The organism is Amycolatopsis cihanbeyliensis (assembly GCF_006715045.1).
GTDB classification, from domain to species: domain Bacteria; phylum Actinomycetota; class Actinomycetes; order Mycobacteriales; family Pseudonocardiaceae; genus Amycolatopsis; species Amycolatopsis cihanbeyliensis.
The window spans coordinates 156901-181839 of record NZ_VFML01000001.1; the positions used below are offsets into that span (position 1 = coordinate 156901).

The 24939-nt window shown below is 73.1% G+C and carries 13 protein-coding genes; 11 read left to right on the forward strand and 2 right to left on the reverse strand.

Features of this window, described 5'->3' with window-relative positions:
- Positions 1 to 9: 9 nt before the first annotated feature.
- Positions 10 to 486: a (2Fe-2S)-binding protein gene (locus FB471_RS00420; protein WP_141995392.1), complete on the forward strand. Its 477-nt coding sequence runs from the start codon at positions 10 to 12 to the stop codon at positions 484 to 486.
- A 16-nt stretch (positions 487 to 502) separates the two neighbouring features.
- On the opposite strand, the gene FB471_RS00425 is transcribed toward FB471_RS00420, so the two are convergent.
- On the reverse strand, positions 503 to 1180 hold the full coding sequence (locus FB471_RS00425; protein WP_211358175.1) for a TetR/AcrR family transcriptional regulator: 678 nt from the start codon (positions 1178 to 1180) through the stop codon (positions 503 to 505).
- A gap of 166 nt (positions 1181 to 1346) precedes the next feature.
- Between FB471_RS00425 and FB471_RS00430 the strand changes: the two genes are divergently transcribed.
- On the forward strand, positions 1347 to 2570 hold the full coding sequence (locus FB471_RS00430) for an oxygenase MpaB family protein (protein WP_141995394.1): 1224 nt from the start codon (positions 1347 to 1349) through the stop codon (positions 2568 to 2570).
- A gap of 174 nt (positions 2571 to 2744) precedes the next feature.
- On the forward strand, positions 2745 to 3473 hold the full coding sequence (locus FB471_RS00435) for a polyamine aminopropyltransferase (RefSeq protein ID WP_141995395.1): 729 nt from the start codon (positions 2745 to 2747) through the stop codon (positions 3471 to 3473).
- Positions 3474 to 3495: 22 nt separating this feature from the next.
- On the opposite strand, the gene FB471_RS00440 is transcribed toward FB471_RS00435, so the two are convergent.
- Positions 3496 to 4428 carry a hypothetical protein gene (locus FB471_RS00440; protein ID WP_246076174.1) on the reverse strand — a complete coding sequence of 311 codons (933 nt, stop codon included), beginning with the start codon at positions 4426 to 4428 and terminating at the stop codon, positions 3496 to 3498.
- Positions 4429 to 5049: 621 nt separating this feature from the next.
- On the opposite strand from FB471_RS00440, the gene FB471_RS00445 reads away from it, so the two are divergent.
- The 8 genes from FB471_RS00445 (at position 5050) to FB471_RS00480 (ending at position 24915) form a co-directional block, all read left to right on the forward strand.
- A complete protein-coding gene (locus tag FB471_RS00445; RefSeq protein WP_141995396.1) occupies positions 5050 to 5247 on the forward strand; it encodes an MbtH family protein in 198 nt (65 codons plus the stop codon).
- An 83-nt stretch (positions 5248 to 5330) separates the two neighbouring features.
- Positions 5331 to 11042: a non-ribosomal peptide synthetase gene (locus FB471_RS00450; RefSeq protein ID WP_141995397.1), complete on the forward strand. Its 5712-nt coding sequence runs from the start codon at positions 5331 to 5333 to the stop codon at positions 11040 to 11042.
- Positions 11039 to 14209: a non-ribosomal peptide synthetase gene (locus FB471_RS00455; RefSeq protein ID WP_211357910.1), complete on the forward strand. Its 3171-nt coding sequence runs from the start codon at positions 11039 to 11041 to the stop codon at positions 14207 to 14209. Before FB471_RS00450 ends, FB471_RS00455 begins: the two co-directional genes overlap by 4 nt.
- A gap of 83 nt (positions 14210 to 14292) precedes the next feature.
- On the forward strand, positions 14293 to 14925 hold the full coding sequence (locus tag FB471_RS00460; protein ID WP_141995398.1) for a DUF6875 domain-containing protein: 633 nt from the start codon (positions 14293 to 14295) through the stop codon (positions 14923 to 14925).
- A 40-nt stretch (positions 14926 to 14965) separates the two neighbouring features.
- Positions 14966 to 18214 (forward strand): non-ribosomal peptide synthetase, encoded by a 3249-nt coding sequence (locus tag FB471_RS00465; protein WP_141995399.1) that lies wholly within the window; start codon positions 14966 to 14968, stop codon positions 18212 to 18214.
- Complete coding sequence (locus FB471_RS00470; protein WP_246076175.1) at positions 18211 to 19533, forward strand: MFS transporter; 1323 nt, start codon at positions 18211 to 18213, stop codon at positions 19531 to 19533. Before FB471_RS00465 ends, FB471_RS00470 begins: the two co-directional genes overlap by 4 nt.
- Complete coding sequence (locus FB471_RS00475) at positions 19530 to 23912, forward strand: non-ribosomal peptide synthetase family protein (RefSeq protein ID WP_170220649.1); 4383 nt, start codon at positions 19530 to 19532, stop codon at positions 23910 to 23912. Before FB471_RS00470 ends, FB471_RS00475 begins: the two co-directional genes overlap by 4 nt.
- Before the next feature lies 1 nt (position 23913).
- The gene (locus tag FB471_RS00480; protein WP_141995401.1) at positions 23914 to 24915 is read left to right on the forward strand and encodes a methyltransferase; all 1002 of its coding nucleotides are present in this window, start codon (positions 23914 to 23916) and stop codon (positions 24913 to 24915) included.
- Positions 24916 to 24939 lie beyond the last annotated feature (24 nt).

The following is a 24939-nucleotide window of genomic DNA, read 5'->3' on the forward strand; positions in this document are numbered from 1 at the left end:
GAGACCCGAGTGCCTGAACACACCTTCCGCGTCAACGGCGAACAGGTCACCGTCGACGTCGCCGACGACGTGCGCCTGCTGTGGGTGCTGCGCGACGTTCTCGGCATCACCGGGCCGAAGTACGGCTGCGGCATCAACGTCTGCAAGGCCTGTACCAGCCACCTCAACGGCAGGGCGGTCAACCCCTGCGCGATCCCGGTCAAGGACCTCCAGCCGGCCGACGAGGTCACCACCATCGAAGGACTTCCGGCCACGGTCGGTCAGGAACTGCACCCCATGCAGCAGGCCTGGCTGGACTATGATGTGGTCCAGTGTGGATACTGCCAACCCGGTCAGATCATGGCCGCTGTCGCGCTGGTCCGCCGGGCCGCGGCCGAGGGTCGCGAGCTGACCGAAGCCGACCTCGACGGCCTGCGCAACATATGCCGGTGCGGCACCTACTTCCGCATCCGCGAAGCCATCAAAGGCGGCGCGCGGAACATGTGAGGCACACGTTCTGGGGTCAACTCGGGGATTCGGTCGGTTCCAGCATCGGCACCAGGAACCGCCTGGCCACGGCGGCGAGCTGCTCGTCGTCGTCGAGGTCGATGACCTGACTGGGAATTGCCAGGAAGGAGCCGGATACCCGGACCATCAGCTCGGCCACGAGGTCGGTGTCCAGGTCGCCGGACACGTTGCCCGCGCGTTGCTCGCGGCGGAGCTGGCCCGCGACGAACTGCCGCACGGTGGCAAGGGTTCGCCCCCCGTCACTGATCATGGACGGCACGAGCAGGTCCGGCTCCGCGGTGACCAGGCCGCCGATCAACGGGTTGCGCCGAATGGTGCGCAACGAACTCACAAAACCCAGCACCACCCGGTCGGCGACGGTCTCGGCTTGTTCGATGTCGACGAGGAACCGGTCGAAGTACCGGCGGAACTCCCGACGTACCACGTGTTCGACCAGCGCGTCCTTCGTGGCGAACCGCCGGTAGACCGTGATCCGGGAAACCCCGGCCCTTCGGGCCACGTCCTCCATGGTGGACCGCTGGATACCCGTCCGGCAGAACTGCTCGTACGCCGCGTCGAGTATGCCCGCGCGGGTGTCGTCCGCGTCGTCGACCTGCTCGACGGCGTCGGTGTAGGCGCGTTCCAGTAAGGACTCCGAGCCCGGCGTGATGAGGACGGACAGCGCAGGTTCCACGTTCTCCTCCGGGTACTGGTTTCTTCCGCAACCGCCAACGGTCGCCCTCATCGTAGGTCTTGTGATGACCGACACGGTGTGCTGTTATTGATGATACGTAGACGCAGTATTTGTTTCATCGTATCAGGAAGTGCTCGCGGCCTCGACGAGGAGGAGGAGCGAAGGCATGGACAACCTCAGCAGGCGGAACGTGTTGAAGGCGGGTGGGGCGTTGGGTGCGCTTGGTGCGCTGGGTGTGGTGGCGCCCGCGCAGGCGAGCACGGAGTGGACGTGGTCACCCGCGGGTTCGGTGGCGGGCACGGGGGTGGGCGCCGACCCGCGGTGGGTGTGGGACGAGGAAGCCGACCGGCTGGTCGCCTCGCTGCTCGACCGGGGCGACGTGCCCAAGGTCAATGAGCTGTTGCGGACCTGGACGAAGAATGATCAGCCGTTGCCGGCCGGGCTGCCGGCGGACCTGCGGGACTTCATGGAGCGAGCCCGTCGGCTGCCGCACTGGGCCGACCGGGACAAGCTGGCCACCGCGGTGGAGTTCAACGAGAAGCGGGGCCTGTACCTCGGCGTGCTGTACGGGCTGGCCAGTGGCATGATGAGCACGGTCATCCCCAAGGAGGCGCGCGCGGTCTACTACTCCCAGGGCGGCGCGGACATGAAGGACCGCATCTCCAAGACCGCGAAACTCGGGTACGACATCGGGTCCCGCGACGCCTATCAGCCCGGCGGCGAGATGATCGTGACCTGCGTGAAGACCCGGCTGGTGCACGCGGCCGTGCGCCACCTGCTGCCACAGTCGCCCTACTGGACCAAGGCCGCCGAGGAAGAGATTCCGATCAGCCAGCGAGACATGATGGTCACCTGGCACAGCCTGCCCACCACCGTCATGCAGAAGCTGACCGCGTGGGAGGTGCCGATCCCGGCCGCGGAGTCCGAGGCCTTCCTGCACTCCTGGCAGCTGGGCGGGCACCTGCTCGGTATCAAGGACGAGTACATCCCCGTGTCGTGGGCGGAGGCCGATGCCCAGGCGGAGCAGGTCCTGGACCCGGTGCTGGCCCCGACGCCCGAGGGGGTCGACCTGGCCGACATCCTGCTCAACCTCGGCGCCGACATCGACGGCGGCGTCCTCAGCAAGCCCGTACTCGGGGCGTTCACCCGCTTCCTGCTCGGTGATCGGATCGCCGGCTGGCTGCACATCCCCAGGGAGCCGATCTGGGACCCGCTGCTCAACGCGGCGTGGGGGCCGTTCATCGCCGTACGTGAGGGACTGCTTCCCTTCCCGCTGGCGCCGGAGTCCTACTGGCTCTTCGATGAGTTCCTGCGGAGAGCGGCCCTGCTCTACCTGTCCGAGGCACGGCCGATCAGCATCGAGATCCCGGACACCAACCGCCCGTCCTGAGCGGGCTCACTCGGGTCGAACACCGCGGCCCACGGACGCGCGTCGAGGCTGGGTGGATCACCCCTGGTGACAGCCTTGGCAACGGCGGCGACCCGGACGGTACACGGGCTGTCCACGCGGTCGCCGGCGACGGGGCTACGCTGCTGGGATGAGCATGGTGACGAGGCGGTTCGAGTGAGTGCGCGGTTCGCGGAGCTGGACTGGTGCCCGACGCCGATGGGTGAGCTCGTGCTGCGCAGGCGGTGGGACCCCGCCTTCGGCAAGGAGGTCTACGAGATCAAGCTCGGCGAGGAGTTCCTGATGTCGAGCCTGTTCACCGTCGCCGAGTTGGAGCTGGGCCGCCGCCCGCTCGCGGAGCTGGAGGGCACGGCACTCGAGGTGGCCGTGGGCGGGCTCGGGCTCGGCTACACCGCGCAGGCGGTGTTGGAGAATCCGAACGTGGCTTCCCTGGTCGTCGTCGACGCCCTCGCCGAGGTGATCGGCTGGCACGAGCGCGGGTTGATCCCCGCCGGGGCGAGCCTGACCGCGGACCCGCGTTGCTCGCTCGTGCACGGTGACTTCTTCGCGATGCTGCGCTCGCCGGAGGGTCTCGACCCCGCGACTCCGGGACGGACCTTCGACGCCGTGCTCGTCGACATCGACCACTCCCCGCGCCACGTGCTGCACCCCGACCACGCCGGGTTCTACCAACCCGCGGGCCTGGCGAGGCTCGGCGAGCACCTGCGCCCGGGTGGCGTGTTCGCGCTGTGGTCCAACGACCCGCCCGACGAAAACTTCCTGGCCGTGCTCGCGGGTTGTTTCGCCGAGGCGCGCTCGGATGTCGTCAGCTTCGACAACCCGCTGCAGCACCGCGCGGCCACCGCCACCCTCTACCTCGCCAGAGCCGGCGGCCCGCAAGCCTGACCGCGCCCGGTGGTGCCCGTCGTCAGGTGGTGCAGTGTTTCTGCGTGTCGGTGCGAACCTGCCTGCCGGTGAACTCCTCCAGGATGGCGATGTTCGCCGGGGAGTAGTTGGTCGCGGTGATCTTGTCGGCGTCGGGACTGCCCAGTTTGCCGGTGTAGGGCGCCGACTTCTCCAGCCAGTAGGCCGTGCGCAGGAACTGGGTCAGTACCAGTTCCCGCAGTTTCGGCTCATTCGTGATCTTTGCCCAGTACGCGGGGTGCCGGTCTTTGGCCACCCGCAGGTAGAGCAGCAGATAGCGTAGGTTGGTGGCGGCGATGTCGCGGGCGTTACTCGCCCCGACACCCTTGATGTACTCCTGGACCACCGTCACCGCGGGCAGGCCCGTCAGTCCGGCGTTCAGCTCGGCCAACACGCCCTGGAGGTGGTACTCGCCCTGGGTCCGATCACGCAGGTAGATGTTGTCCATGGAGTCACTGAGCCGGTCCTTGATCAGCGGCAGGATCTCCTTGCGGGGAAAGCCGTCGTGTAGCGGCACCCTCATGTCCTGCCGGGAGGCGTTGATCCAGGCCGCGGTGTGCACGTTCCACCTGGTCCGCGACGGATCGAGATCCCACATGTGCGTTTCCTCGTGAATGGCCACCATCATCGACTCGGCGAAGGCCTCGAAGCTGTCCTTCCGCACGAACCGGTCCCAGTACGGATCTCCGGCCTGAGCGATGGCCAGCGCCTCTCCGCTGGGCCAACGCCGCTGGTACATGGCCTGGAGGGTCTGCATCCAGTTCGAGGAGTTGAACCTCGCTTCGAGGTCGCTCACGTCCGCGGTGGGATGCGACGGCTCCTCGTAACAGTAGGGTGCGGCGGAACCCGGGACGGGTGTGGAGGCGGCGGCCGTTCCCACCGTCGGCGACAGCGCGAGGAGCACGGTCACCACAGACAGAGCGCGTGTTCTACTCACAATGGCCTCATTTTCCGGACGGACGTGCCGTGGGCAGGGCAGGGCAGGGCAGGGGCGGCGGCTCTTCGTCGTCACGGGGATCGTACGGACCGCTGTTCCCCGGTGCCTACTCCCGTCTCGGCATAAACTCCGGTGACACCCATGAACGCACCGGTGCCCACACGCTCGCATCGCGGTACTCACCTGGCCGCGGAACGAGGCGGGGTATGCCGTGCGGGACCGGCCGGGCGGCGCCGGTGGTCGACGACGAGCTCGGGATCGTCGAAAAGCGGGCAGCGGGAATTGGTCAACATACTGTCCACAGTGTATCGATGAGTGTACTGGGTCCGGCCGATGCGCTGCCTGCCGTGGTGGGCCCGGCACGTTTCCCGGCCGCGTTCGCGGTCCGGTGACGTATCCGCCACCCGGCCACCAGTTGAAACGCAGCGCGCACTGTTGGTCACGGAACATATGGGCTCCGGCACAATGACCCACAAATGGCTGGCATAATCACCGACACAATGGGCCGTACAATGATCGCCAGCGTGATCAGATTCGGCCGTTCGGCAGATTTCGGCGAACCACCCTGGGCGTAGCGTCCCCGCCGCAGTGACCCTGCGCGATGGCGGAGAGGGGTGGAGCATGGACGGCGCCTACCTGGTCGTGCTCAACGACGAGGATCAGTTCTCGATCTGGTTCGCCGACCGGGACGTCCCGGCGGGCTGGCGGGCCGAGGGCTACCGCGGCACGCGCGAGGAGTGCCTGGCCCACATCGACGCGACGTGGACCGACATGCGCCCGCGCAGTGTTCGCGAACACCTCGCTGCGGAGAACGGATAACCGAGCCCCGTCGCCTCACCCCATGCGCGCGGCCGCCGGTCACGCGTCCGTTCGGTTACCCGAGATGCCGATGAGGAGGTCACGTGACCGCAGTGGCCGCATTGCCCCTCCAGCGCGGAATGATCGCGGCCGGGCTGGCCGACCCGGCCGCGGGGACCGATGTCATCCAATGTGTCCTGCACTTCCCGCGGGGAGCCGATATCACCGCCTACACCGCGGCGTGGCGGGCCGCCGTCGAGCGGCATCCCGTGCTGCGCACCAGGTTCTCCTGGAATCCCGACGGCGGCGCCAGGCAGTGGGCGGGCCCGGCCATCGATGTGCCGCTGGTGACCGGACTGTCCGATGTGGATCTGAATGAGTTCCTCGCGGAAGACCGGCGGGCGGGGGTGGACCCGGTCGCCGGCCCGGCCCTGCGGCTGACCGCGCTGACCACCGGTTCGGGCCCGGTGGTCGTGGCGACCTTCCACCACGCGATTCTGGACGGGCGGTCCCTTGCGATGCTCCTGTCGGAGATCGACGACCATTGCGCCGGACAAGCGGACTTCCGGTCCCGGCCGGACTTCCACGACTACGTCCGCTGGTACACCGAGCGCTCCGCGGGCCCGGCGGCGGAGACCGAGCGCCGGTTCTGGGCCGAGGAGCTGGCGGGCGCGCCCGCGGCCGGGCCGCTCCCGCTGGAGACACCCGGCGCGTCGACCCCCGTGATGCGGGTGGCCGAGGCCGAGCTGTCCGACGCGGAGACCACCGCGCTGCGCGGGCTGGCCGAGGCCGCAGGGGTCACGGTGAACACCGCCGTGCTGGCGGCGTGGGGACTGCTGCTGGCGACGCACTCGGGTGACGGCGGCGCGGTCTTCGGGGTGACCCGCTCGGCGCGCTACGGCAGCGTGCCGGGCGCGGACGAGATGATCGGTCTGCTGCTGGCGACCACCCCGTTACACCTGCCGGTGCACCGGGACGCCACGGTGGCCGGCTGGCTGCGCGCGGTGCGGGCCCGGTCGGTGGCCTGCCGGGACCACCAGCTCTGCCCGCCCGCGGTGATCGAGGCCGCCGCCGGACGGGGCGGGGACGCGCCGCTGATGCGCAGCCTGGTGCTGTTCGAGCACCGGGAGCTGGACACGATCCTGGCGCGCAGGCCCGGCAACCCGTTCCCCGGCCGCCGGGTGCGGATCCTGCGCAGCCCCGGCTACCCGCTGACCCTCTACGCCTTCGCCGAGCCGAGGCTGAGCCTGCGCCTGATCCACGACACCACCCGGTTCCCGGACTGGGCCCCGGAGTTGCTGCTCACCCAGGTGCGGGGCTTCCTGACCGACTTCGCCGAGAACCCGGGGCGGCTCGTGCGCGAGCTCGTGGAGCCGCGTGGCGCCGACCGGGTCCGGATGCTGGAGAAGTGGAACGACACCACCGTGGACTACCCGGCAGGGGCGAGTGTGCCGGGCCTGTTCGCCGCGCAGGTCCGGCACGCCCCGGACGCCGACGCGGTGTTCGACGGCACCCGCTGGATCAGTTACGCCGAGCTGCACGACCGCAGCGACCGGGTGGCCCGCTCGCTGCTGGCCGGCGGCGTGCGGGCCGACCATCCGGTCGGCCTGGCGCTGCCGCGCGGCGCGGACCTGGTCACGGCGATGCTCGGGGTGGTGAAGGCGGGCGCCGCCTACCTTCCGCTCGACCCGGCCAACCCGGCGGCGCGCGAGGCGGTGACACTGCGCGAGTCCGGGACCGAGCTGGTGATCGGCGACCGCCCGGTGGACGGCGTCCGCACCGTCCCGATCGGCGACCTGCTGTCCGATGTGCACGACCGGGTGGGCACGGGCAGGCCGCACCCGCTTTCGGTGGCCTACCTGAACTACACCTCCGGCTCCACCGGGAGACCGAAGGGCGTGGCGGTGCCGCACCGCGCTGTCGTTCGCCTGGTGAGCGAGCCCAACTTCGCCCGCTTCGGCCCCGGGCAGACCTTCCTGCACCTTTCGGCGACCGCCTTCGACCTGACCACCCTCGAGGTGTGGGGCGCGCTGCTCACCGGCGGCCGGGTCGTGCCCGCACCGGAGGGGCCGTTCGAGCCCGCCGCACTCGCCGCGTTGCTGCGCGAGCACCAGGTCAGCGTGCTGTGGCTGACCGCGGGCCTGTTCCACCAGATCGTCGCGCACGACCCGGCGATGCTCGCCGGGGTGGAGCAACTGCTCGCCGGCGGGGACGTGCTGGCGCCCGAGTCGGTGAACACCGCGCTGCGGGTGCGCGGCAAGCCGGTGGTGAACGGCTACGGGCCCACCGAGAACACCACCTTCACCGCCTGCCACGTGGTGCGCGAACCGGCCGGGTCGACGGTGCCGATCGGCAGGCCGGTGCAGCGCTCCAGCGTGTTCGTGTTGGACGAGTGGATGCGGCCGGTTCCGGCCGGGGTGACCGGCGAGCTGTACACCGGTGGGGACGGGCTGGCCCGCGGCTACTGGGCGCGGCCCGCGCTCACCGCGGCCAGGTTCGTCCCCGATCCGTTCGGGCCGCCGGGATCGCGCCTGTACCGCACCGGCGACCTGGCCAGGTGGCGGCCGGACGGGGTGCTGGAGTTCGCGGGCCGGGCCGACCAGCAGGTCAAGATCCGCGGCTTCCTTGCCGAGCCCGCCGAGGTGGAGACCGTGTTGCGGGCGCACCCCGCCGTCGCCGACGCGGCGGTGGTGGTCGAAGGCGACGGCGCGGGCAGGCACCTGGTGGCCTACCTGGCGCCCGGTGCCGGGTTCGACACCGGGTTCGACGTCGAAGCCGTGCGCGAGCACCTGGCCGAGCGGCTGCCCCCGTACCTGTGTCCCGCGCGCTACGCGACGCTGCCGGAGTTCCCGCTCAACCGCAGCGGCAAGATCGACCGCGCCGCGCTGCGCGCCGCGGCCGTGCCCGCGGGCGCGCGGACCCGGCCCGCCACCCGCACCCAGGAGCGGCTGGCCACCCTCTGGGCTGCGCTGCTGCCCGCCGACGAGTTCGGCCCCGCCGACGACTTCTTCACCAGCGGCGGGAACTCGCTGCTGGCCGTGCGACTGGGCTTCCGCCTCAGCGAGGAGTTCGGCGTGGAACTCCCCATCGCCGAGGTGCACCGCGCGCGGACCCTGGCGGCCCTCGCCGGTGCCATCGACGCGCGCGCCGCCGGGACCGGGCGCGCGGCCCCGCCGTCGCGCATCACCCGCCGCGACCGCGCCGCGTTCCGGGCCCCGGCTCCCCGGCAGGCCGACCCCGACCACCTCGTGGTCCCCGGTGGTGGGGACTGGGGTGCGTGGCGGTGGATCGAGCTGCGCGGCACTGGGTTCGGCTTCGAGCCGCTGCTGGCCATCGCCGCTCCGGAAGCCGCCCGCTCGGCCGAGGCGCTGCTGGCCGCCGAGGACACACTCGGCGAGGCCCGGTGGGCGGCGTTCCGCGCGCTGCGCGCCGAGGAGGACCGGGTCGGGGGCGAGCGGCGGTCCCTGCTGCGCCGGCTGGGCAGGCTGATCCGCAAGGGCCGCTTCGCGGAGGTCCGCGCCGCACTCGACGGCGCCACCGGGTGCGGCACCGCCGAGTCCCGGGCCGCGCTGGACGCGGCGCTGGCCGCCACGCGCGCGAAAGAGACCGCCGCCGCTGCCTACGCCGCCGACTACGAGTCCGGCCGCGACCGCGTGGCGGGTGTGCTGCGCGAGGTCAGCGGCGACCCGAAGTTCCGCGAGGCGGTCGCCTGGCAGAACCCGCGCGCGTTGCGGACGGCGGTCGACGCGCTGCACGAGGCTCTCTCCGGGAGGCGCCCGGCGAACCGGAACGTGGACCACCGGCGCTGGGAGCACACCGTGGTGAGCTATCTCCAGCGTTACTGCGCCAAGAACGACACCATCGGCTACTTCGGGCCGGTCGGCTGGGCCCGGGTGGCGGACGACGCCCCGGACCTGCTGACCGCGAAACCGGGTGCGGGGCTGCTGGCCGCGCGCACCACCTACCTGGAGAACTGGGCGGTCCAGGAACTCGCCGAGGCACTGACCACCGAGGCGGTGCGACCGTGGGCGGCGCCGAGGCGGCTCCCGTTCGTTGACGTGGTCGGTACCCGGCTGCACGTCCCGCTGACCGACCCGATCCCGATCGAGGCGGCCGACGCGGCCGTACTGGCCGCCTGCGACGGCGTGCGGTCGGCACGCGAGTTGGCCGCGGCGCTGGTCGAGGCCGGCACGGTGCCGGACACGGCCACCGTGTACGCGGTCCTCGATCGCTACCGGAAGGAACGGCGGATCGCCTGGACGATGGAGGTCCCGCCGGCCGCGCTGGTCCCGGAGGACTCCCTGCGCGCGCAGATCGCGGCCATCGGCGATCCGGCGGCGCGCGGGCCGGCCGAGGCGGCGCTGGCCGAGGTGGAGCGCGGAAGGGACGCGGTGGCCGCCGCTGTCGGCGACCCGGACGCGCTGGTGACGGCGATCTCCGGCCTGCAGGAACGGTTCACCGAGATCACCGGGGCGGAAGCGACCCGCCGCCCCGGTGTGTTCTACGCGGGTCGCACCGTGGTGCACGAGGAATGCCGCCGGGACGTGGAGGTCACCGTCTCACCCGGACTGCTGGACACGCTGTGGCCCCCGCTGTCCATGGTGCTGGAGGCGGCCCGCTGGTACACGGCGGCGGGCGCGGCCCTGTACCGCAAGGCGCTGCACGACATCTACCGCGAGCGGGCCGCCGCGACCGGGCGGGAGGCGTTACGGCTGGCCGACTTCTGGCTGTGGGCCAACGACACCATCTTCCGGCTCGACCACCGGGTGATCGACCGGCTGGTGCGCACGCTCCAGGAGCGCTGGGCGGCGGCGCTGGGCGGCGAGCTCGGTGCCCACCGGGTGGCCGACGTGCGGGACCGGGTGCTGCGCTCCTTCGCCACCGCGCGGCCGGGGTGGCCCGCCGCCGTGCAGCACAGCCCGGACGTGATGATCGCCGCCCGGGACGCCGCGGCCATCCGCGCCGGGGATTTCCAGTGGGTGCTCGGCGAGATGCACCCCGGGCTCAACTCGATGCGCTCGGCGCTGTTCGTCTCCCAGCATCCCAGACCCGAGGAGCTGCACGCGGCGATGGCCGCCGATCTCGGCGGGCCCAGGGTGGTGCTGGCGACCACCAGGGCCGAGGGCGGAACCCCGCAGCGCCTCGCCGACGCGCTGGTGTCCCCGGAGGACACCGTCGTGCTGTTCGGGCACGACGCCTGCGGTCCGATGGCGGCGGGCGCGGTGCCGGTGGGCGCCTGCGAGGTGGTCGAGCACAACGGGCGGCTGGTGGCCCGGACCCGCGACGGGCGCAGGGAACTGGAGATCGTCGAGCTGCTCAACGAGCAGATCATGGCCCAGCTTGTGCAGAGCTTCCGGCTGCTGCCCGCGGGGGAGCACACCCCCAGGGTGACCCTGGACCGGCTGGTGGTGGCCAGGGAGACCTGGCGGCTGGGCATCGCCCGGTGCCGGTTCGCCTTCGCCGCCGACGAGCAGGGACGGTTCCTCGCCGCGCAGGCCTGGCGGCGCGAGCACGGCATCTGCCGGTTCGCCTTCGTCAAGAGCCCCGTTGAGCACAAACCGTTCTATGTGGACCTGGAGAGCCAACCGTCGGTGGAGCTGTTCGCGCATGCGGTGCGCGTGCTGGAACGCGAGCGGCCCGAAGGCCGGATGAGCGTCAGCGAGATGTCGCCAGGACCCGAGCAGCTGTGGCTGACCGACGCCGCGGGCGCACGCCACACCGCCGAGTTCCGGGTGGTCGCCGTGGACCGCCGCGGCAGGCACGGGACAACCACGGGGCAGCGGCACGGGGACCCGCGGGAAGGAGAAGCACGGTGACCACCTCGGACGAGGTTTTCGTGTTCCCGGCGTCGTCGGGGCAGCGCCGGTTGTGGCTGCTCGACCAGCTCATGCCGGGGACCTCGGTCTACAACATCGGCTGGCGCGTCGCCGTGGAGGGCCCGCTGGACGCCGCGGCGCTGCGGGCCGCGCTGACCGGGGTCGTGCGCCGCCACGAGGCGCTGCGCACCCGGTTCGCCGCGCGGGAGGGCACCCCGGTGCAGCTGGTCGCGGCCGAGGCCGCCATCGACCTGCCGCACCACGAGCAGGCCACCCCGGCCGAGGTCGACGCGCTGGTCGAGACCCTCGCCCGGCAGCCGTTCGACCTGCACACCGGGCCGCTGCTGCGGGCCGCGCTGGCGACCCTTTCACCCACCCGGCACGTGCTGGTGCTGGTGCTGCACCACAGCATCGCCGACGGCTGGTCCTGCGGGGTGATCTTCGACGAGCTGGCCGCGCTCTACACCGGGGCCGAGCCGCCCGAGGTGGGCGTGCAGTACCCGGACTACACGTTGTGGCAGCAGGAGCAGGTGGACGGCGGGGCGTTCGAGGCCGACATCGCGCACTGGTCGGCGGCGTTGCGTGGGGCGCCGACGATGCTGCGCCTGCCCGCGGACCGCGCCCGATCCGGGGCCGCCTCCGGCTCCGGGGCCGAACTGCGGGCGCCGCTGCCCGCCGACCGGGTGGGCGGCGGGTTCGCCGCGCTGCTGGCGACGTTCCAGAGCGTGCTGCACCGGGTGACCGGGCAGGAGGACTTCCTCGTCGCCACCCCGGTCGCCGCCCGCACCCGGCCGGAGACGGACCGCCTGGTCGGCTTCGTGGCGAACACCCTGCCGCTGCGCGCGGTGTTCACCAGCGAAACCACGCTGGGGCAGGTGCGGGCCGCGGCCGAGGCCGCCACCGTCGGCGCCATCGCCCACCAGGACCTCCCGTTCGAGTACCTGGTCGACCTGGCCTCGCCGGAGCGCTCGCTCGGCCACACCCCCTTGGTGCAGGTGATGTTCGCCGTCGAGCCGGTGCCCGAACCGCGGGTGGCGGGCGAGGTCACCTTCGCCCCGGAGCCGGTAACCGGCGGCGGCTCCAAGTTCGCCGTCTCGCTGACCGTCGAGCAGGCGGGTGCGGGCTGGTTCGGGCGCTGGCAGTACGACACCGACCTGTTCGACGCGGGCACCGTCGCCGCGCTGCACTCGGCCTTCGTCGCCGCGCTCGGCGCGGACGACGCGACCCCGGTGGCCGAGCTGCCGCTGGGCGGCCACCCGCGCCCCCGGCCCGCGCCAGCCCCGCCACCGCCGCGGGCGACCGCGGCCGAGCTGGTCCGCGCCGCACTGGCGGCCCGGCCGGACGCCGTGCTCGTCGACGACCGGTTCACCGCCGCCGATCTGGACGCGGCAAGCGACCGGCTGGCCCACGCCCTGCTCGCCGCGGGCGCGCGCCCCGACGAGCCGGTGGCGCTACTGGTCGAGCGCGGCGCCCCGACCATCGTCGGCATCATCGCCGCCTGGAAGGCGGGTGCGGGTTACCTGCCGCTGGACCCGTCGTGGCCACCCGCGCGGCTGGCCGCGATGGCCACCGACGCGGGGGTGCCGGTGCTGGTGGCCGGGGAAGGCACCAGGGGCCTGCTGCCCGGCCCGTGGACCGAGGTCGTCGTGGACACCGGGGGAGACGTCCACACGGGACAGCGCAACGAGACCCCGCCGGTCGCCGTGCCCCAGCACCCCGGGTCGCTGGCGTACCTGCTCTACACCTCGGGCTCCACCGGCACACCGAAGGGCGTGCGGGTGACCCAGGGCGGGCTGGCCGCGCTGTTGCACGCGATGGACGAGCTGCTCGGCCTGTCCGCGCGCGATCGGCTCGTCTCGATCAGCACGCCCGCGTTCGACGTGTCCACGGTGGAGATGCTGGTGCCGCTGCTGCGCGGTGCCCACGTCACCGCGGTCCCGGCCGAGGACGTCGCCGACGGCGGGCTGCTGCGGGAGCGGGTCACCGCCGCGCGCGCCACCGTGGTGCAGGGCGGGCCGACGAGCTGGCGGCTCCTGCTCGCGGCGGGCGGGGTGCCGCCTGAGGTGCGCCTGCGTGTCACCGGGGGCGAGGCGCTGACCAGGGACCTTGCCGACCAGTTGCAGTCCGACGGCGCGGTGCTCATCGACGGCTACGGTCCGACCGAGACGACGGTCTACTCCACCGCCGGGATCGTGCCGCGGGCACCGGCACCGGTCCGGCTCGGGCCGCCGGTGCCGGGAACCGAGTTGCACGTGCTGGACCGGCTGATGCGGCCGGTGCCCCCGTGCGTCGTCGGGGAACTGCACATCGGGGGCGCCGGCGTGGCCCGTGGCTACCACGGCATGCCCGGCCTGACCGCCGACCGATTCCGCCCCAACCCGTTCGGACCCGGCCGCCTCTACGCCACCGGGGACCTGGTGCGGTCAAGGGCGGACGGCACGCTGGAGTTCCTCGGCCGTGCCGACCACCAGGTGAAGCTGCGCGGGTTCCGGATCGAGCTCGGCGAGATCGAGACGGCGCTGCGCGAGCACGTGGACGTCGCCGACGCGGTCGTGACCACCTGGTCGGCGGGGGAGTCGGACGTGCGGCTGGTCGCCTACGCCGTGCGCAGGGCGAACGGCACCGCCCGGCCGCCTGCCGACCAGGACGCCACCCGGGAGCTGTGGGCGGAGCTGCGCCCGCACCTGGCCCGCAGGCTGCCCGACTACATGCTGCCGGCGACGCTGGTGCTGCTGGAGTCGATGCCGCGCACCCCGACCGGCAAGACCGACCGCCGTGCCCTTCCCGAGCCGGTGTGGACCGGGACCGCCCCCGCGGTGGGTCCCCGCACCGAGTCCGAGGCCCGGATGGCCGGGATCTGGCGCGAGGTGCTGGCCATCCCGGCGGAGGTCGAGCTGAGCGTGCACGACAACTTCTTCGCCGTGGGCGGCCACTCGCTGACGGCCACCCGGATGCTGGCCAGGGTCCGCTCGGTGCTGGGCACCGAACTGCCGCTGGCGACGTTGTTCGCCGCGCCGACCATCGCGGAGCTGTGCGCGGCGCTGGTCGGCGGCGGAACCGGTGGCGGGCAGCGCGGACCGGTCCCGCTGCTGGACGCCCTCGACGACCTCTCCGACGCCGAGGTCGATCGCCTGCTCGGCGCGCTCCTCGACGAGGAGCGGCCCTGATGCGGTCGGGCGGTGCACGTGCCCGGCGGCGCGACGCCCGCCACCGCCACTTACCAGTCGCGCGAGCGAAACAGGTGAGGTAGATGCTGATCCATCCCACTCGGCCGGTGTACCCGCTGATCGAGCCGTCGGACTTCGCCGCCGCCCGGCTACCCGACGCCGTCGCCGAGCACGAGGACTCGTTGCGGCGCATCCACGGCTGGGCGCGGGAGTACCTGTGCAGGCCGAACCCGCGGCTGGGCAGGCGAGGCGACGTGTGCCCGTTCACCGGCACCTCCCTGCGGAAGGGCCTTTTCCTCGTCTCCGTCCACACCGGACAACCTGCCGACCCGGCCGAGCTGTCCGGGCTGCTGTTGCACTACCGGGACTGGTTCACCGAGCTGAGCCCGCGCACCGAACCGGACGCGCAGTTCACCACCATCCTGGTGCTGTTCCCGAACCTCACCGACGTGACGCTGATCGACCGCACCCAGGGGGCGCTCAAACGCGAGTACACCGAGTCAGGCCTGATGATCGGTGAGTTCCACCCCGGACCGCCGGACAAGGGCGGGCTGTGGAACCCGGATTTCCGGCCGCTGCGCGCGCCGCTGCCGTTGCTGGCGATCAGGCACATGGTGCCCACCGACTTGCCGTTCCTGCGCGACGACGAGGCCACCGTCGCCGCGTACCTGCGCCGCTTCGGTGACCGCCTGCCACGCACCAGCGCGGCGCGGTGAGCACCGAGACCGACCGACGAGACCCCTCTGGGAGCCGACGATGACCGAGCCCGATTCCGCTGGGCCCATGTCCGCCGTCCGCAAACGCGAGCTGCTCGGGCAGCGCCTGCGCGCCCGCGCCACGGCGCCCGTGCCCTACCCGCTGTCGTTCGGCCAGCAGCGCCTGTGGTTTCTCGACAAGTTCTCCGCCGGCAGCGCCGCTTACAACGTGCCCATGGGAATGCGGCTGCGCGGGAGGCTGGACCGGGCCGCGCTGCGCGCGGCGCTGGACTCGGTGGTGGCCAGGCACGCGGCCCTGCGCACCACGTTCCCCGAATCCGGCGGGGAACCGGTGCAGCTGGTGGCCCCGACCGGATCGGCGACACTGCGCGAGCACACCCTGACCGGGCAGGACCGGGACGCCGCCGCGCAGCGCTTCGCCGACGAGCGCGGCGCGGAACCCTTCGACCTGCACAGCGGACCGCTGCTGCGGGCGGATCTCGGGCGGTTCGACGAGGACGACCACGTGCTGGTGCTGAACCTGCACCACATCATCTCCGATGCCTGGTCGCTGTCGGTGCTGCTGGACGAGCTGGGCATCTGCTACCGGGCCACGGTGTCCGGGACCCGACCGGAGCTGCCCGAGCTGCCGGTGCAGTACCCGGACTTCGCGGCGTGGCAGCGGGACAGGGTGGGGGACGGGGCCGAGCACCTGGACTACTGGGCCGAGCACCTCTCGGGAGCGCCGGAACTGCTCACCCTGCCCACTGACCGGCCCCGGCCGGCGATCTCCACCTACCGGGGGGCACTGCACGAGCACGCGGTCCCCGGGGCGCTGGTGGACCGGCTGGAGGCGCTGGCCACGCGGCGGGGTGCCACGCTGTTCATGGTGCTGCTGGCGGCGTTCGCCGCCCGGCTGGGGCGGCTGGCCGGGCAGGAGGATGTCGTCGTCGGCACGCCCGTCGCCGGCCGTGCGCACCCGGACCTGGAGCGGCTGATCGGCTTCATCGTCAACACCCTCGCGTTGCGCACGCACGTCGGCGACGACCCGACCTTCGAGGAACTACTCATCCGCACCCGCAAGGTCACGGTGGACGGCCTCGCGCACGCGGAACTGCCGTTCGAGCAGCTGGTCGAGCGGCTGAGCCCGCAGCGCAGCCTGGGACACGCGCCGGTGTTCCAGGCCCAGCTGATCCTGCAGAACACCCCGCCGCTGCGGATGTCGTTCGCCGACCTGGCCGCCACGCCGGTGGTGGTCGATCCGAAGGTCGCCAAGTTCGACCTCACCCTCGCCGCCGAGCGGCGCGGCGACGAGCTCGCCTTCGACATCGAGTACAGCACCGACCTGTTTGACCCGGAGACCATCGCCGACTTCGCCGACCGGTTCGTCGCGCTGCTGGCCGCCGTCGCCGAGAACCCCGGCCGTCGAGTGTCCGAACTGGACGCGCTGACCGGGGTGCTCCGGTGGGAGGTGCTGGAGGGATTGAACGCCTCCGAGCTACCGCTGCCCACCGCGACCACCGCGCTGGACCTGATCGCGGGCAGGCCCGAGGACATCGCCGTCAGCGGGCCGGACGGGTCCGCCCTGACCTACCGGGAGCTGGACGAGCGGGCCGGGCGGATCGCCGCGCTGCTGCGCGCGCACGGGGCGGGCCCGGACGCCCCGGTCGGGCTGTGCCTGCCGCGCACCCCGGACCTGCTCGCGGCGGTGCTGGGCGTGTGGCGGGCCGGGGCGGCCTACCTGCCGCTGGACCCGAGCTGGCCGACCGCCCGGCTGGCCGGGATGCTCGCGGACTCGGGGGCGCGGGTGCTGCTCGGGGCCGGGGAGGACCTCGGCTTCGCCGGGACCGTGCTGACCCCTGGCGAGGCCGGCGCGCACCAGCCCGTCCCGGCGGCGCCGGTGCTCGGCGAGAACCTGGCCTATGTCATCTACACCTCCGGTTCGACCGGCAGGCCCAAGGGGGTGGAGGTCCCGCACCGGGCCGTGGTGAACATGCTGGTGGCGTTCCAGCACCTGCTCGACCTCGCGCCCACCGACCGGCTCGCGGCGGTCACCACGCTGTCCTTCGACATCTCCGTACTGGAACTGCTGCTCCCGCTGGTCGCGGGGGCACGGGTGCTGGTCGTGCCCGCCGAGACCGCCGCGGACGGCCCGGCGCTGCGCGACCTGCTGGCCTCCGCGGGCGCCACCGCCATGCAGGCGACCCCGGCCACCTGGCGACTGCTGGAGACGGCGGGCGGCGTCCCCGCCGGGGTGGTCACCCGGGTGTGCGGCGGTGAGGCGCTGCCCCGTGACCTCGCCGACTCCCTGCTCACCGACGACGCGCTGGTGTGGAACGCCTACGGCCCCACCGAGACCACGGTCTGGTCCTCCGCCGCGCTGGTCGACCCGGCACCCGCGCCGGTCGTGCTCGGACCGCCGATCGGCAACACCAGTCTGTACGTACTCGACGCGCGGATGGAGCCGGTCCCACCCGGGGTGGTCGGCGAACTGCACATCGGCGGCGCGGGCGTGGTGCGCGGCTACCGGGGGCGGCCGGGGCTGACCGCGGACCGCTTCCGCCCCAACCCGTTCGGGGCCGGCCGCCTCTACGCCACCGGCGACAAGGTCCGATTGCTCCGGGACGGCTCGCTGGAGTTCCTCGGCCGTGCCGACCACCAGGTGAAGCTGCGCGGGTTCCGGATCGAACTCGGCGAGATCGAGGCCGCCCTGCTGCGATGCCCCGAGGTCAGGGAGGCCGTTGTCGGCACAAGGGGGTCGGGCGAGGACCTGCGGATCGTGGCCTACCTGGTTCCCCGCGGCGGGCGGGGCGAGGAGCCGGACCTGTGGTCCCTGCTGCGTGCCCGGCTCGCCGACCTGCTGCCCGAGTACCTGGTCCCGGCCGCCGCGGTCCTGCTGGAGACCATGCCACTGACCGCGAACGGGAAGGTGGATCGGCAGGCGCTGCCCGACCCGGTGTGGGCGGGTGACGCCGAGCGGGTCGCCCCGCGCGATCCGGTGGAGCGGGTGCTGGCCGGGATCTGGCAGGAGGTTCTCGCCGTGCCGGTCCTCGGCGTGCACCACGACTTCTTCGTCGTGGGCGGGCACTCGCTGCTGGCCGCGAAGGTACTGGCCAGGGTGCGGGCCGCGTTCTCGGTGACCGTCCCGATCGGACGGATGTTCGCCGAGCCCACCGTGGCCGGGCTGGCCCGCGTGCTGACCGAGCTGGAGGACAAGCCCGGCCAGATCGCCGCGATCGCGCAGCTGCGCGTGGAGCTGGACGGCACGTCCACCGACGACATCCGCACCATGCTGGAGGAGAACCCGTGACCACCGCACCGGAGGTCCCGACCGACGGCGGGCTGCGCCGGTTCGCGGTGATCTGGGCCGGCCAGCTGGTGTCGGTCATCGGGTCCGCGCTCAGCGCGTTCGTCCTCGGCGTCTGGGTGTACCTGGGTACCGGGTCGGTCACCCAGTTCGTGCTCATCCAGTTCTGCGCGGTGCTGCCGGGCATCCTGGTCGCCCCGTACGCGGGGGCGGTCGCCGACCGTCACGACCGCCGCCGCGTCATGCTCACCGCCGACACCGGGGCGGGCGTGGTCACCGCGCTGCTGCTGGTGGCGGTCAGCACCGGCGCGCTGGCCACCTGGCACATCTACGTCGCCACGGCGATGACCGCCACGCTCAACTCCTTCCACATCGTCGCCTACACCGCGCTCGTGCCCGCGCTGGTGCCCAAGCGGCATCTCGGGCGGGTCAACGGGCTGATGCAGCTGACCCAGGGGGTACAGATCGCCGCCCCGCTGGTCGCGGGCGCGCTGCTGGCGCTGGTCGGGCTGCGCGGGGTGCTGCTGATCGACCTGCTGTCGATGGCGTTCGCGGTGACCACCCTGCTGCTGACCCGGCCACCCGCCGAAGCCACCACACCCGCGGGCAGGGGCAGGGAGAACTCGGGCGCCGGGGCGGGCCTGCGCTGGCTGGCCACCGCGCCCGCCCTGCTCACCCTGTGCGTGGTGTTCGGCGTGTGGAACTTCCTGTTCGCCATCGCGGGCGGGCTGGTCCAACCGCTCATCCTGTCCTTCGCCGACCCAGCCACCCTGGGCGTGCTGATGGCGGCTGGCGGCAGCGGCATGTTCGTCGGGGGGCTCGTGATGGGCGCCTGGGGCGGGCCGAAACGGCGGGTGCTCGGCATCTACGCCGGGCTGGGGCTCGGCGGTGTCTTCCTCGTCCTGCACAGCCTCGCGCCGTCCCCGTGGCTGATCGCGGTGGCCGCGCCCGCTTTCCTGTTCACCCTGCCCCTGATGAACACCTCGTGCATCACCCTCATTCAGACCAAAGTGGACTCCGAGGTGCTCGGTCGCGTACTCGCCGTGGTCCGTGTGCTCAGCACCGCCGCGATGCCGGTCGCCTACCTGCTCATCGGCCCGATCACCGATGGCATCGCCGAACCGCTCATGGCCGAGGGCGGTGCGCTGGCCGGCACCGTCGGCGCGGTGATCGGTACCGGCGACGGCCGCGGCATCGCCCTGGTCTTCCTCGTCGTCGGCGCGCTCATGCTCGCGCTGACCGCCTACGCCTGGTCCCGGCCGAGGCTGCGTGCGGTCGACGACCTGCCCGACGCGTCCACCCCGGAAAGGATGCCCCAGTGACCGAGCTGCCCGACCGCGAGCGACTGCTGGCGCGCCTGGTCGCCGAGCGCGGCCTGGCCACCGCGCCGCCCGCCGTTCCGCCCCGCCCCGGCGGCGAGCCCGTCCCGCTGTCGGGTAACCAGCGCGGCCTGTGGTTGACCGAGCGGCTCGGCCGGGACTCCGGCGCGTACGTGATGTTCTGCGCGCTGCGGGTGTCCGCCGACCTCGATCCCGAGCGGCTGCGCGCCGCACTGGCGACGGTGCTCGCCCGGCACGAGGCGCTGCGCACCAGGATCGTCGAGGTGGACGGTAGTCCCGAGCAGCAGGTACTGCCCGAGGTGGCGGCGGACGTCGCGGTCAGCGACCTCACCCGATCCGACGGCCTCGAACCTGCTGAGGCACTGCGCGGCGCGGTGGCCGCCGAGGTGGACCTGCCGTTCGACCTTTCCGCCGCGCCGCTGCTGCGGCTGCGGCTCATCCGGCTGGGCCCGGCCGACTGCGCGCTGGTCGTGGCCGCACACCACGTCGTCTGCGACGACCGCTCGCTTGCCATCGTCGCCGCGGACCTCGGCGCGGCCTACGCCGGACAACCACTGGCCGATGTGGACACCCAGTTCCCCGACTACGTGCACTGGCAGGCCGAACGGCTGGCCGACGGGGAGCGGCAGCGCCAGCTCGACCACTGGGCCGAGCGGCTCGCGGGCGCGCCCGCCGCGCTGGAACTGGGCACGGACCGCCCCCGCACCCCGCGGCGCACCGTCGAGGGCGCCTCGCACCCGTTCACCATCCCGGCCGGGCTGGCCGAGCGGCTGTCCGCCACCGCCCGCGCCAATGGGGCCACCCCCTTCGCCGTCCTGCTGGCCGGGCTGGCCGTCCTGCTGGCCCGCCGGGGCGCGGGCGACGACCTGGTCATCGGCGCGCCCACCACGCACCGCCCGTTCACCGAGCTGGAGCGCACGGTGGGCATGTTCGTCACCACCACCGCGCTGCGCGTGGACCTTTCCGGCGACCCGACCGGGACGGAACTGCTCGGCCGGGCCCGCGCGACCGCCATCGACGCGCTCGGGAACGCCGAGGTCAGCTTCGACGAGGTGACCGGCAGGGTGGCCCCGCGCCGGGACCTGTCCCACCACCCGCTCTTCCAGGTCATGCTGGTGCTCAACCAGGGTGAGGGCTCCGGCGAATGGGCCGGGTTCCCCGCGCGGGCCGTCCCGGTCGACCGGGGAACCAGCCGGTTCGACCTGACCCTGCACGTGCGCGAGACCGGCGGTGACTGGCCCGCCACCCTGGACTACAGCACCGACCTGTTCGAACCGGAGACCGTCGCCCGCATCGCCGAGCACCTGCTGGCCGTGCTCACCGCGATACTCGACCGGCCGGACGCCCGGCTGTCCACACTGGACGCACTGGGCGGGACCGACCGGGCCGTGGCCGCCGCCGTCAACGGCGCGGAGCCCCCTCCGGCGCCCGGGGTGCTGACCCGCATCGCCGCGCAGGATCCCGCCGCCCCGGCGGTCGTCTCGCTCGCCGACGGCACCACGGTCACGTTCGGGGAGCTGGACCGCCGGGCCAACGGCATCGCACATCTGCTCGCCGGGCTCGGTGTCGGCCCGGAGACCCCGGTCGGGGTGGCGCTGCCCGCCGGGCCCGAGGCGCTGACCGCGCTGCTCGGGGTGCTCAAGGCGGGCGGCGCCTACGTGCCGCTCGACCCGGCGCACCCGCCCGCCCGGCTGACCGCCCTGCTCGCCGACTGCGGGGCACCCGCCGTGATCACGACTCCCGCCGACCGGCACCGGTTCGACGGGTTCCCCGGGAGCGTGCTGGCCACCGGGGAGCTAGGGGCCGAAGCCGCCGCGCCGCCCGCCGTGGACCTGCCCGCGACCGCGCTGGCCTACATCGTGCACACCTCAGGGTCCACCGGGAAACCCAAGGGGGTGCAGGTGCAGCACGACAGCCTCGCGAACCTGACCCGCGCCTTCATCGACCTGCACGGTTTCCGGCCCGGTGACCGCCTGCTGATGGTTCCGCCGCTGAGCTTCGACGCCTCCGTCGGGGACATCTTCCCCGCCTGGTGCGCGGGCGCGGCCGTGCTGACCCACCCGGAGCCCGCCTCGATCGGCGGAGCCGAGCTGCTGCGGCTGTGCGCCGAGCACGGCATCACGGCCGTGGACACCGCGGCGGCGCTGTGGAAGCGGTGGGTGGCCGACCTGGCCGGGCTCGCCGAGGCGGTCGACGACAGCACCCCGCTGCGGGTGATGATGATCGGCGGCGAGGCCGTGCCCGCGCGCGCGGTCGCCGAATGGGCGCGGCTCACCGGCGGGCGCGTCACCCTGGTCAACCACTACGGCCCCACCGAGACCACCGTCTGCGCCACCGCGCACATCGCCGCCGCCGACGCGCCGCCGTCGGCCGCGCTGCCCATCGGCCGCCCGCTGCCCGGCGTCCGTGCCTACCTGCTGGACGAGTGGCTCCGGCCCGTCCCGGTCGGGGTGCCCGGGCAGCTGCACATCGGGGGAGCGGCACCCGCCCGCGGCTACCGGGGCGAGCCGGCTCGCACCGCGGCGGCCTACCTGCCGGACCCGACCGTGCCCGGGGGACGCATCTACGGCACCGGCGACCTGGCGCGGCTGCTGCCGGAGGGCAGGCTGGAGTTCCTCGGCCGCGCCGACGACCAGGTGAAGGTGCGCGGCCACCGCATCGAGCCCGGCGAGGTGCGCGCGACGTTGCTCACCCACCCCCGGCTGGTCGACGCCGCGGTCGCCGTGCGCGCCGAGACCCTGGTCGCCTACGTCGTGGCCCGTGAAGGCGAGGCCGCACCGGGACTGGACGAGCTGCGTGCCGGCTGCGCCGAGCGGCTGCCCGAGGCGATGCTGCCGGGCGCGCTGGTCGAGCTGGCCGAGTTGCCGCTGACCCGCCACGGCAAGGTCGACACCGCGTCCCTGCCGGATCCCCGGCCGCGCGCGGCGGCCTACGAGCCGCCGCGCACCCCGGTGGAGCGAACCCTGGCCGAGGTCTGGGCCGAGGTGCTGGAGGTGCCCCTCGTCGGCCGCCGGGACAGCTTCTTCGGGCTCGGCGGGCACTCGCTGATCGCGGCCAGGGTGCTGGCCCGCATCCGCGCGCTGCTGGGGGTGGACGTGCCACTGCGGGCCCTGTTCGCCACGGCCGACCTGGCCGAGCTGGCCGAGGTCGTCGAGCAGGCGGCCGCGGCGGAGGACACCTTCGCCACGCGGTACTCCGCAGGGCTGCCGGCCCCTGAGCGGATGCGCGCCGACGCGTGTCCGCCCGAGGACATCGTGCCCACCGGACCCCGGAGCGGCCCCGTCGAGCGGGTGCTGCTCACCGGGGCGACCGGGTTCCTCGGCGCGCACCTGATCGCCGAGTTGCTCACCCGCACCGGCGCCGAGGTGCACTGCCTGGTGCGCGCCGAGACCCCGGCCATGGCAGGCGCGCGGGTGCGAGCCAACCTGCTGCGGGCCCGTCTCGAGGTGCCCGAGGAGGCGCTGGCGCGGATCGTCCCGGTCGTCGGCGACCTTTCCGAGCCCGGGCTGGGCCTGACCCGCCGGGACTTCGACGAGCTGGCGGAGAGCATGGACGCCATCTACCACAACGGCGCGGTGATGAACTTCGTGCTCACCTACCAGTGGATGATGCCCCCGCACATCGGCAGCACCGCGGACATCCTGCGGCTGGCCACCCGGTACACGACCAAGCCGCTGCACCTGATGTCCACCCTCGGCGTGTTCCTCGGCTCCGCCTACGACCGGGTGCGGATCACCGAGGCCGACCGGCCGGAGGACCCGACCGGGCTGGACACCGGTTACCACACCACCAAGTGGGTCGCGGACATGATGGGCGTGCTGGCCCGCGACCGTGGCCTGCCGATCTCCATCCACCGCATCGCGGCCATCGTCGGGGACATGCGCACCGGCACGGCAAAGACCGAGTCCTACCTGAGCCGGCAGATCGCCACCTGCGCGCAGGTCGGTGCCGTGCCGAGAACCGCGGACGTGATCGACATGCTGCCGGTGGACCGGCTCGCCGCGGCGATCGCGGGCCTGTCCACCCGGCCGGAGCTGCACGGCAGGGACTTCCACTACTACCGGGCCGACGGGCTGTCCTACGCCGACCTCGGTGAGGTGCTCACCGAGGTCGGCTACCCGACCCGGCTGCTGGAGTACCCGCGGTGGCGGTCGCTGATGCTGGACAGCCCGGACAGCGCGTTCGGCCCGCTGGCCTTCGGCCTGACCACGACCCACCGCGCCCACCCCGAGTTCGACTGCGCGGCCACCTGGGCCGCGGCGGCCGAGTGCGGGGTGCGGTTTCCCCCCGCGGACCGGGCCATGATCGCGCGGCACATCGAGTACCTGGCGTCCGCGGGCGCCCTGCCGGAGAGGAGCTGACATGCCGGTGAACCTGGACGCGGGAGACGGCCCACCGTCCTTTCTCGACATGATCACCACGGCCGGGTACCGCGCGGCGACGGCCGGCCTGCGTCTCGGGGTCTTTCCCGCGCTGGCGGAAGGTCCCCTTCCGGCCGCCGAGCTGGCGGCGCGGATCGACGCCGATCCGCGCGGCACCACGCTGCTGGCCGACGTGCTGGTCTCCTGCGGCTACCTGACCGCCGACGGCGACCGCTACGCGAACGCGCCGATGGCCGACAAGTGGCTGGCCGGCGGCGACTACCGTCGAGTCGAACACTTCTGGTCCACGGTCCTGTTCGACTCGTGGGGCGAGCTGGAGACCTCGGTGCGCTCCGGCGCCGCCGCGCTGGACTTCTACGCCTGGCTGGCCGAGCGGCCCGAGACCCTGGGTCGCTTCCAGGGCATGCTGTCCGCCCACGCCGAGCACATCGCCCCCGAGGTCGCCGCGCTGGTTCCGGTAGGACGGACCCTGCTGGACGTCGGCGGTGGCCACGCCACCTACCCGATCCGGCTCTGCTCGGGGAACCCTTCCTTGCATGCCACCGTCGTGGACCGCCCCGAGGCCCTGAACGCGGCGGCGGTCGAGGCGGCCGGTGTCACCGACCGCATCACCTTGCGACCGGGGGACTACGACGAGCTGGACCTTGGCTCGGGCTTCGACACCGCCCTGCTGTTCAACGTCGTGCACGGCCGCACCGCCGCCGCCAACCGCACGCTGCTGCACCGGGTGGCCGCAGCCCTGCGCCCCGGCGGCGCGGTGGTGCTGCTGGAACACCAGGAACACCCGGCCGATCCGGTCGACGACGCCTTCACCAGGGTGTTCAGCCTGAACCTCTTCCACGGCCAGTGCGGCCAGGTCTACCCGGCACACGACATCGCGGCCTGGCTGTTGGACGCGGGCTTCGGCGAACCCGAGATACACCCGCTGGAAAGCTCCCCCGCCCAGTCGGTCCTGATCGCCCGCCTGGGAGGCACCCGATGACGACGGCCCGTTCGGCCCGGTGCC

What these genes read in the sequence shown, in the direction of transcription:
- FB471_RS00465 (WP_141995399.1), top strand. Translation starts at nt 14,966, where the DNA reads ATGACCGAGCCCGATTCCGCTGGGCCCATGTCCGCCGTCCGCAAACGC.
- FB471_RS00430 (WP_141995394.1), top strand. Translation starts at nt 1,347, where the DNA reads ATGGACAACCTCAGCAGGCGGAACGTGTTGAAGGCGGGTGGGGCGTTG.
- FB471_RS00445 (WP_141995396.1), top strand. Translation starts at nt 5,050, where the DNA reads ATGGACGGCGCCTACCTGGTCGTGCTCAACGACGAGGATCAGTTCTCG.
- FB471_RS00480 (WP_141995401.1), top strand. Translation starts at nt 23,914, where the DNA reads ATGCCGGTGAACCTGGACGCGGGAGACGGCCCACCGTCCTTTCTCGAC.
- FB471_RS00460 (WP_141995398.1), top strand. Translation starts at nt 14,293, where the DNA reads ATGCTGATCCATCCCACTCGGCCGGTGTACCCGCTGATCGAGCCGTCG.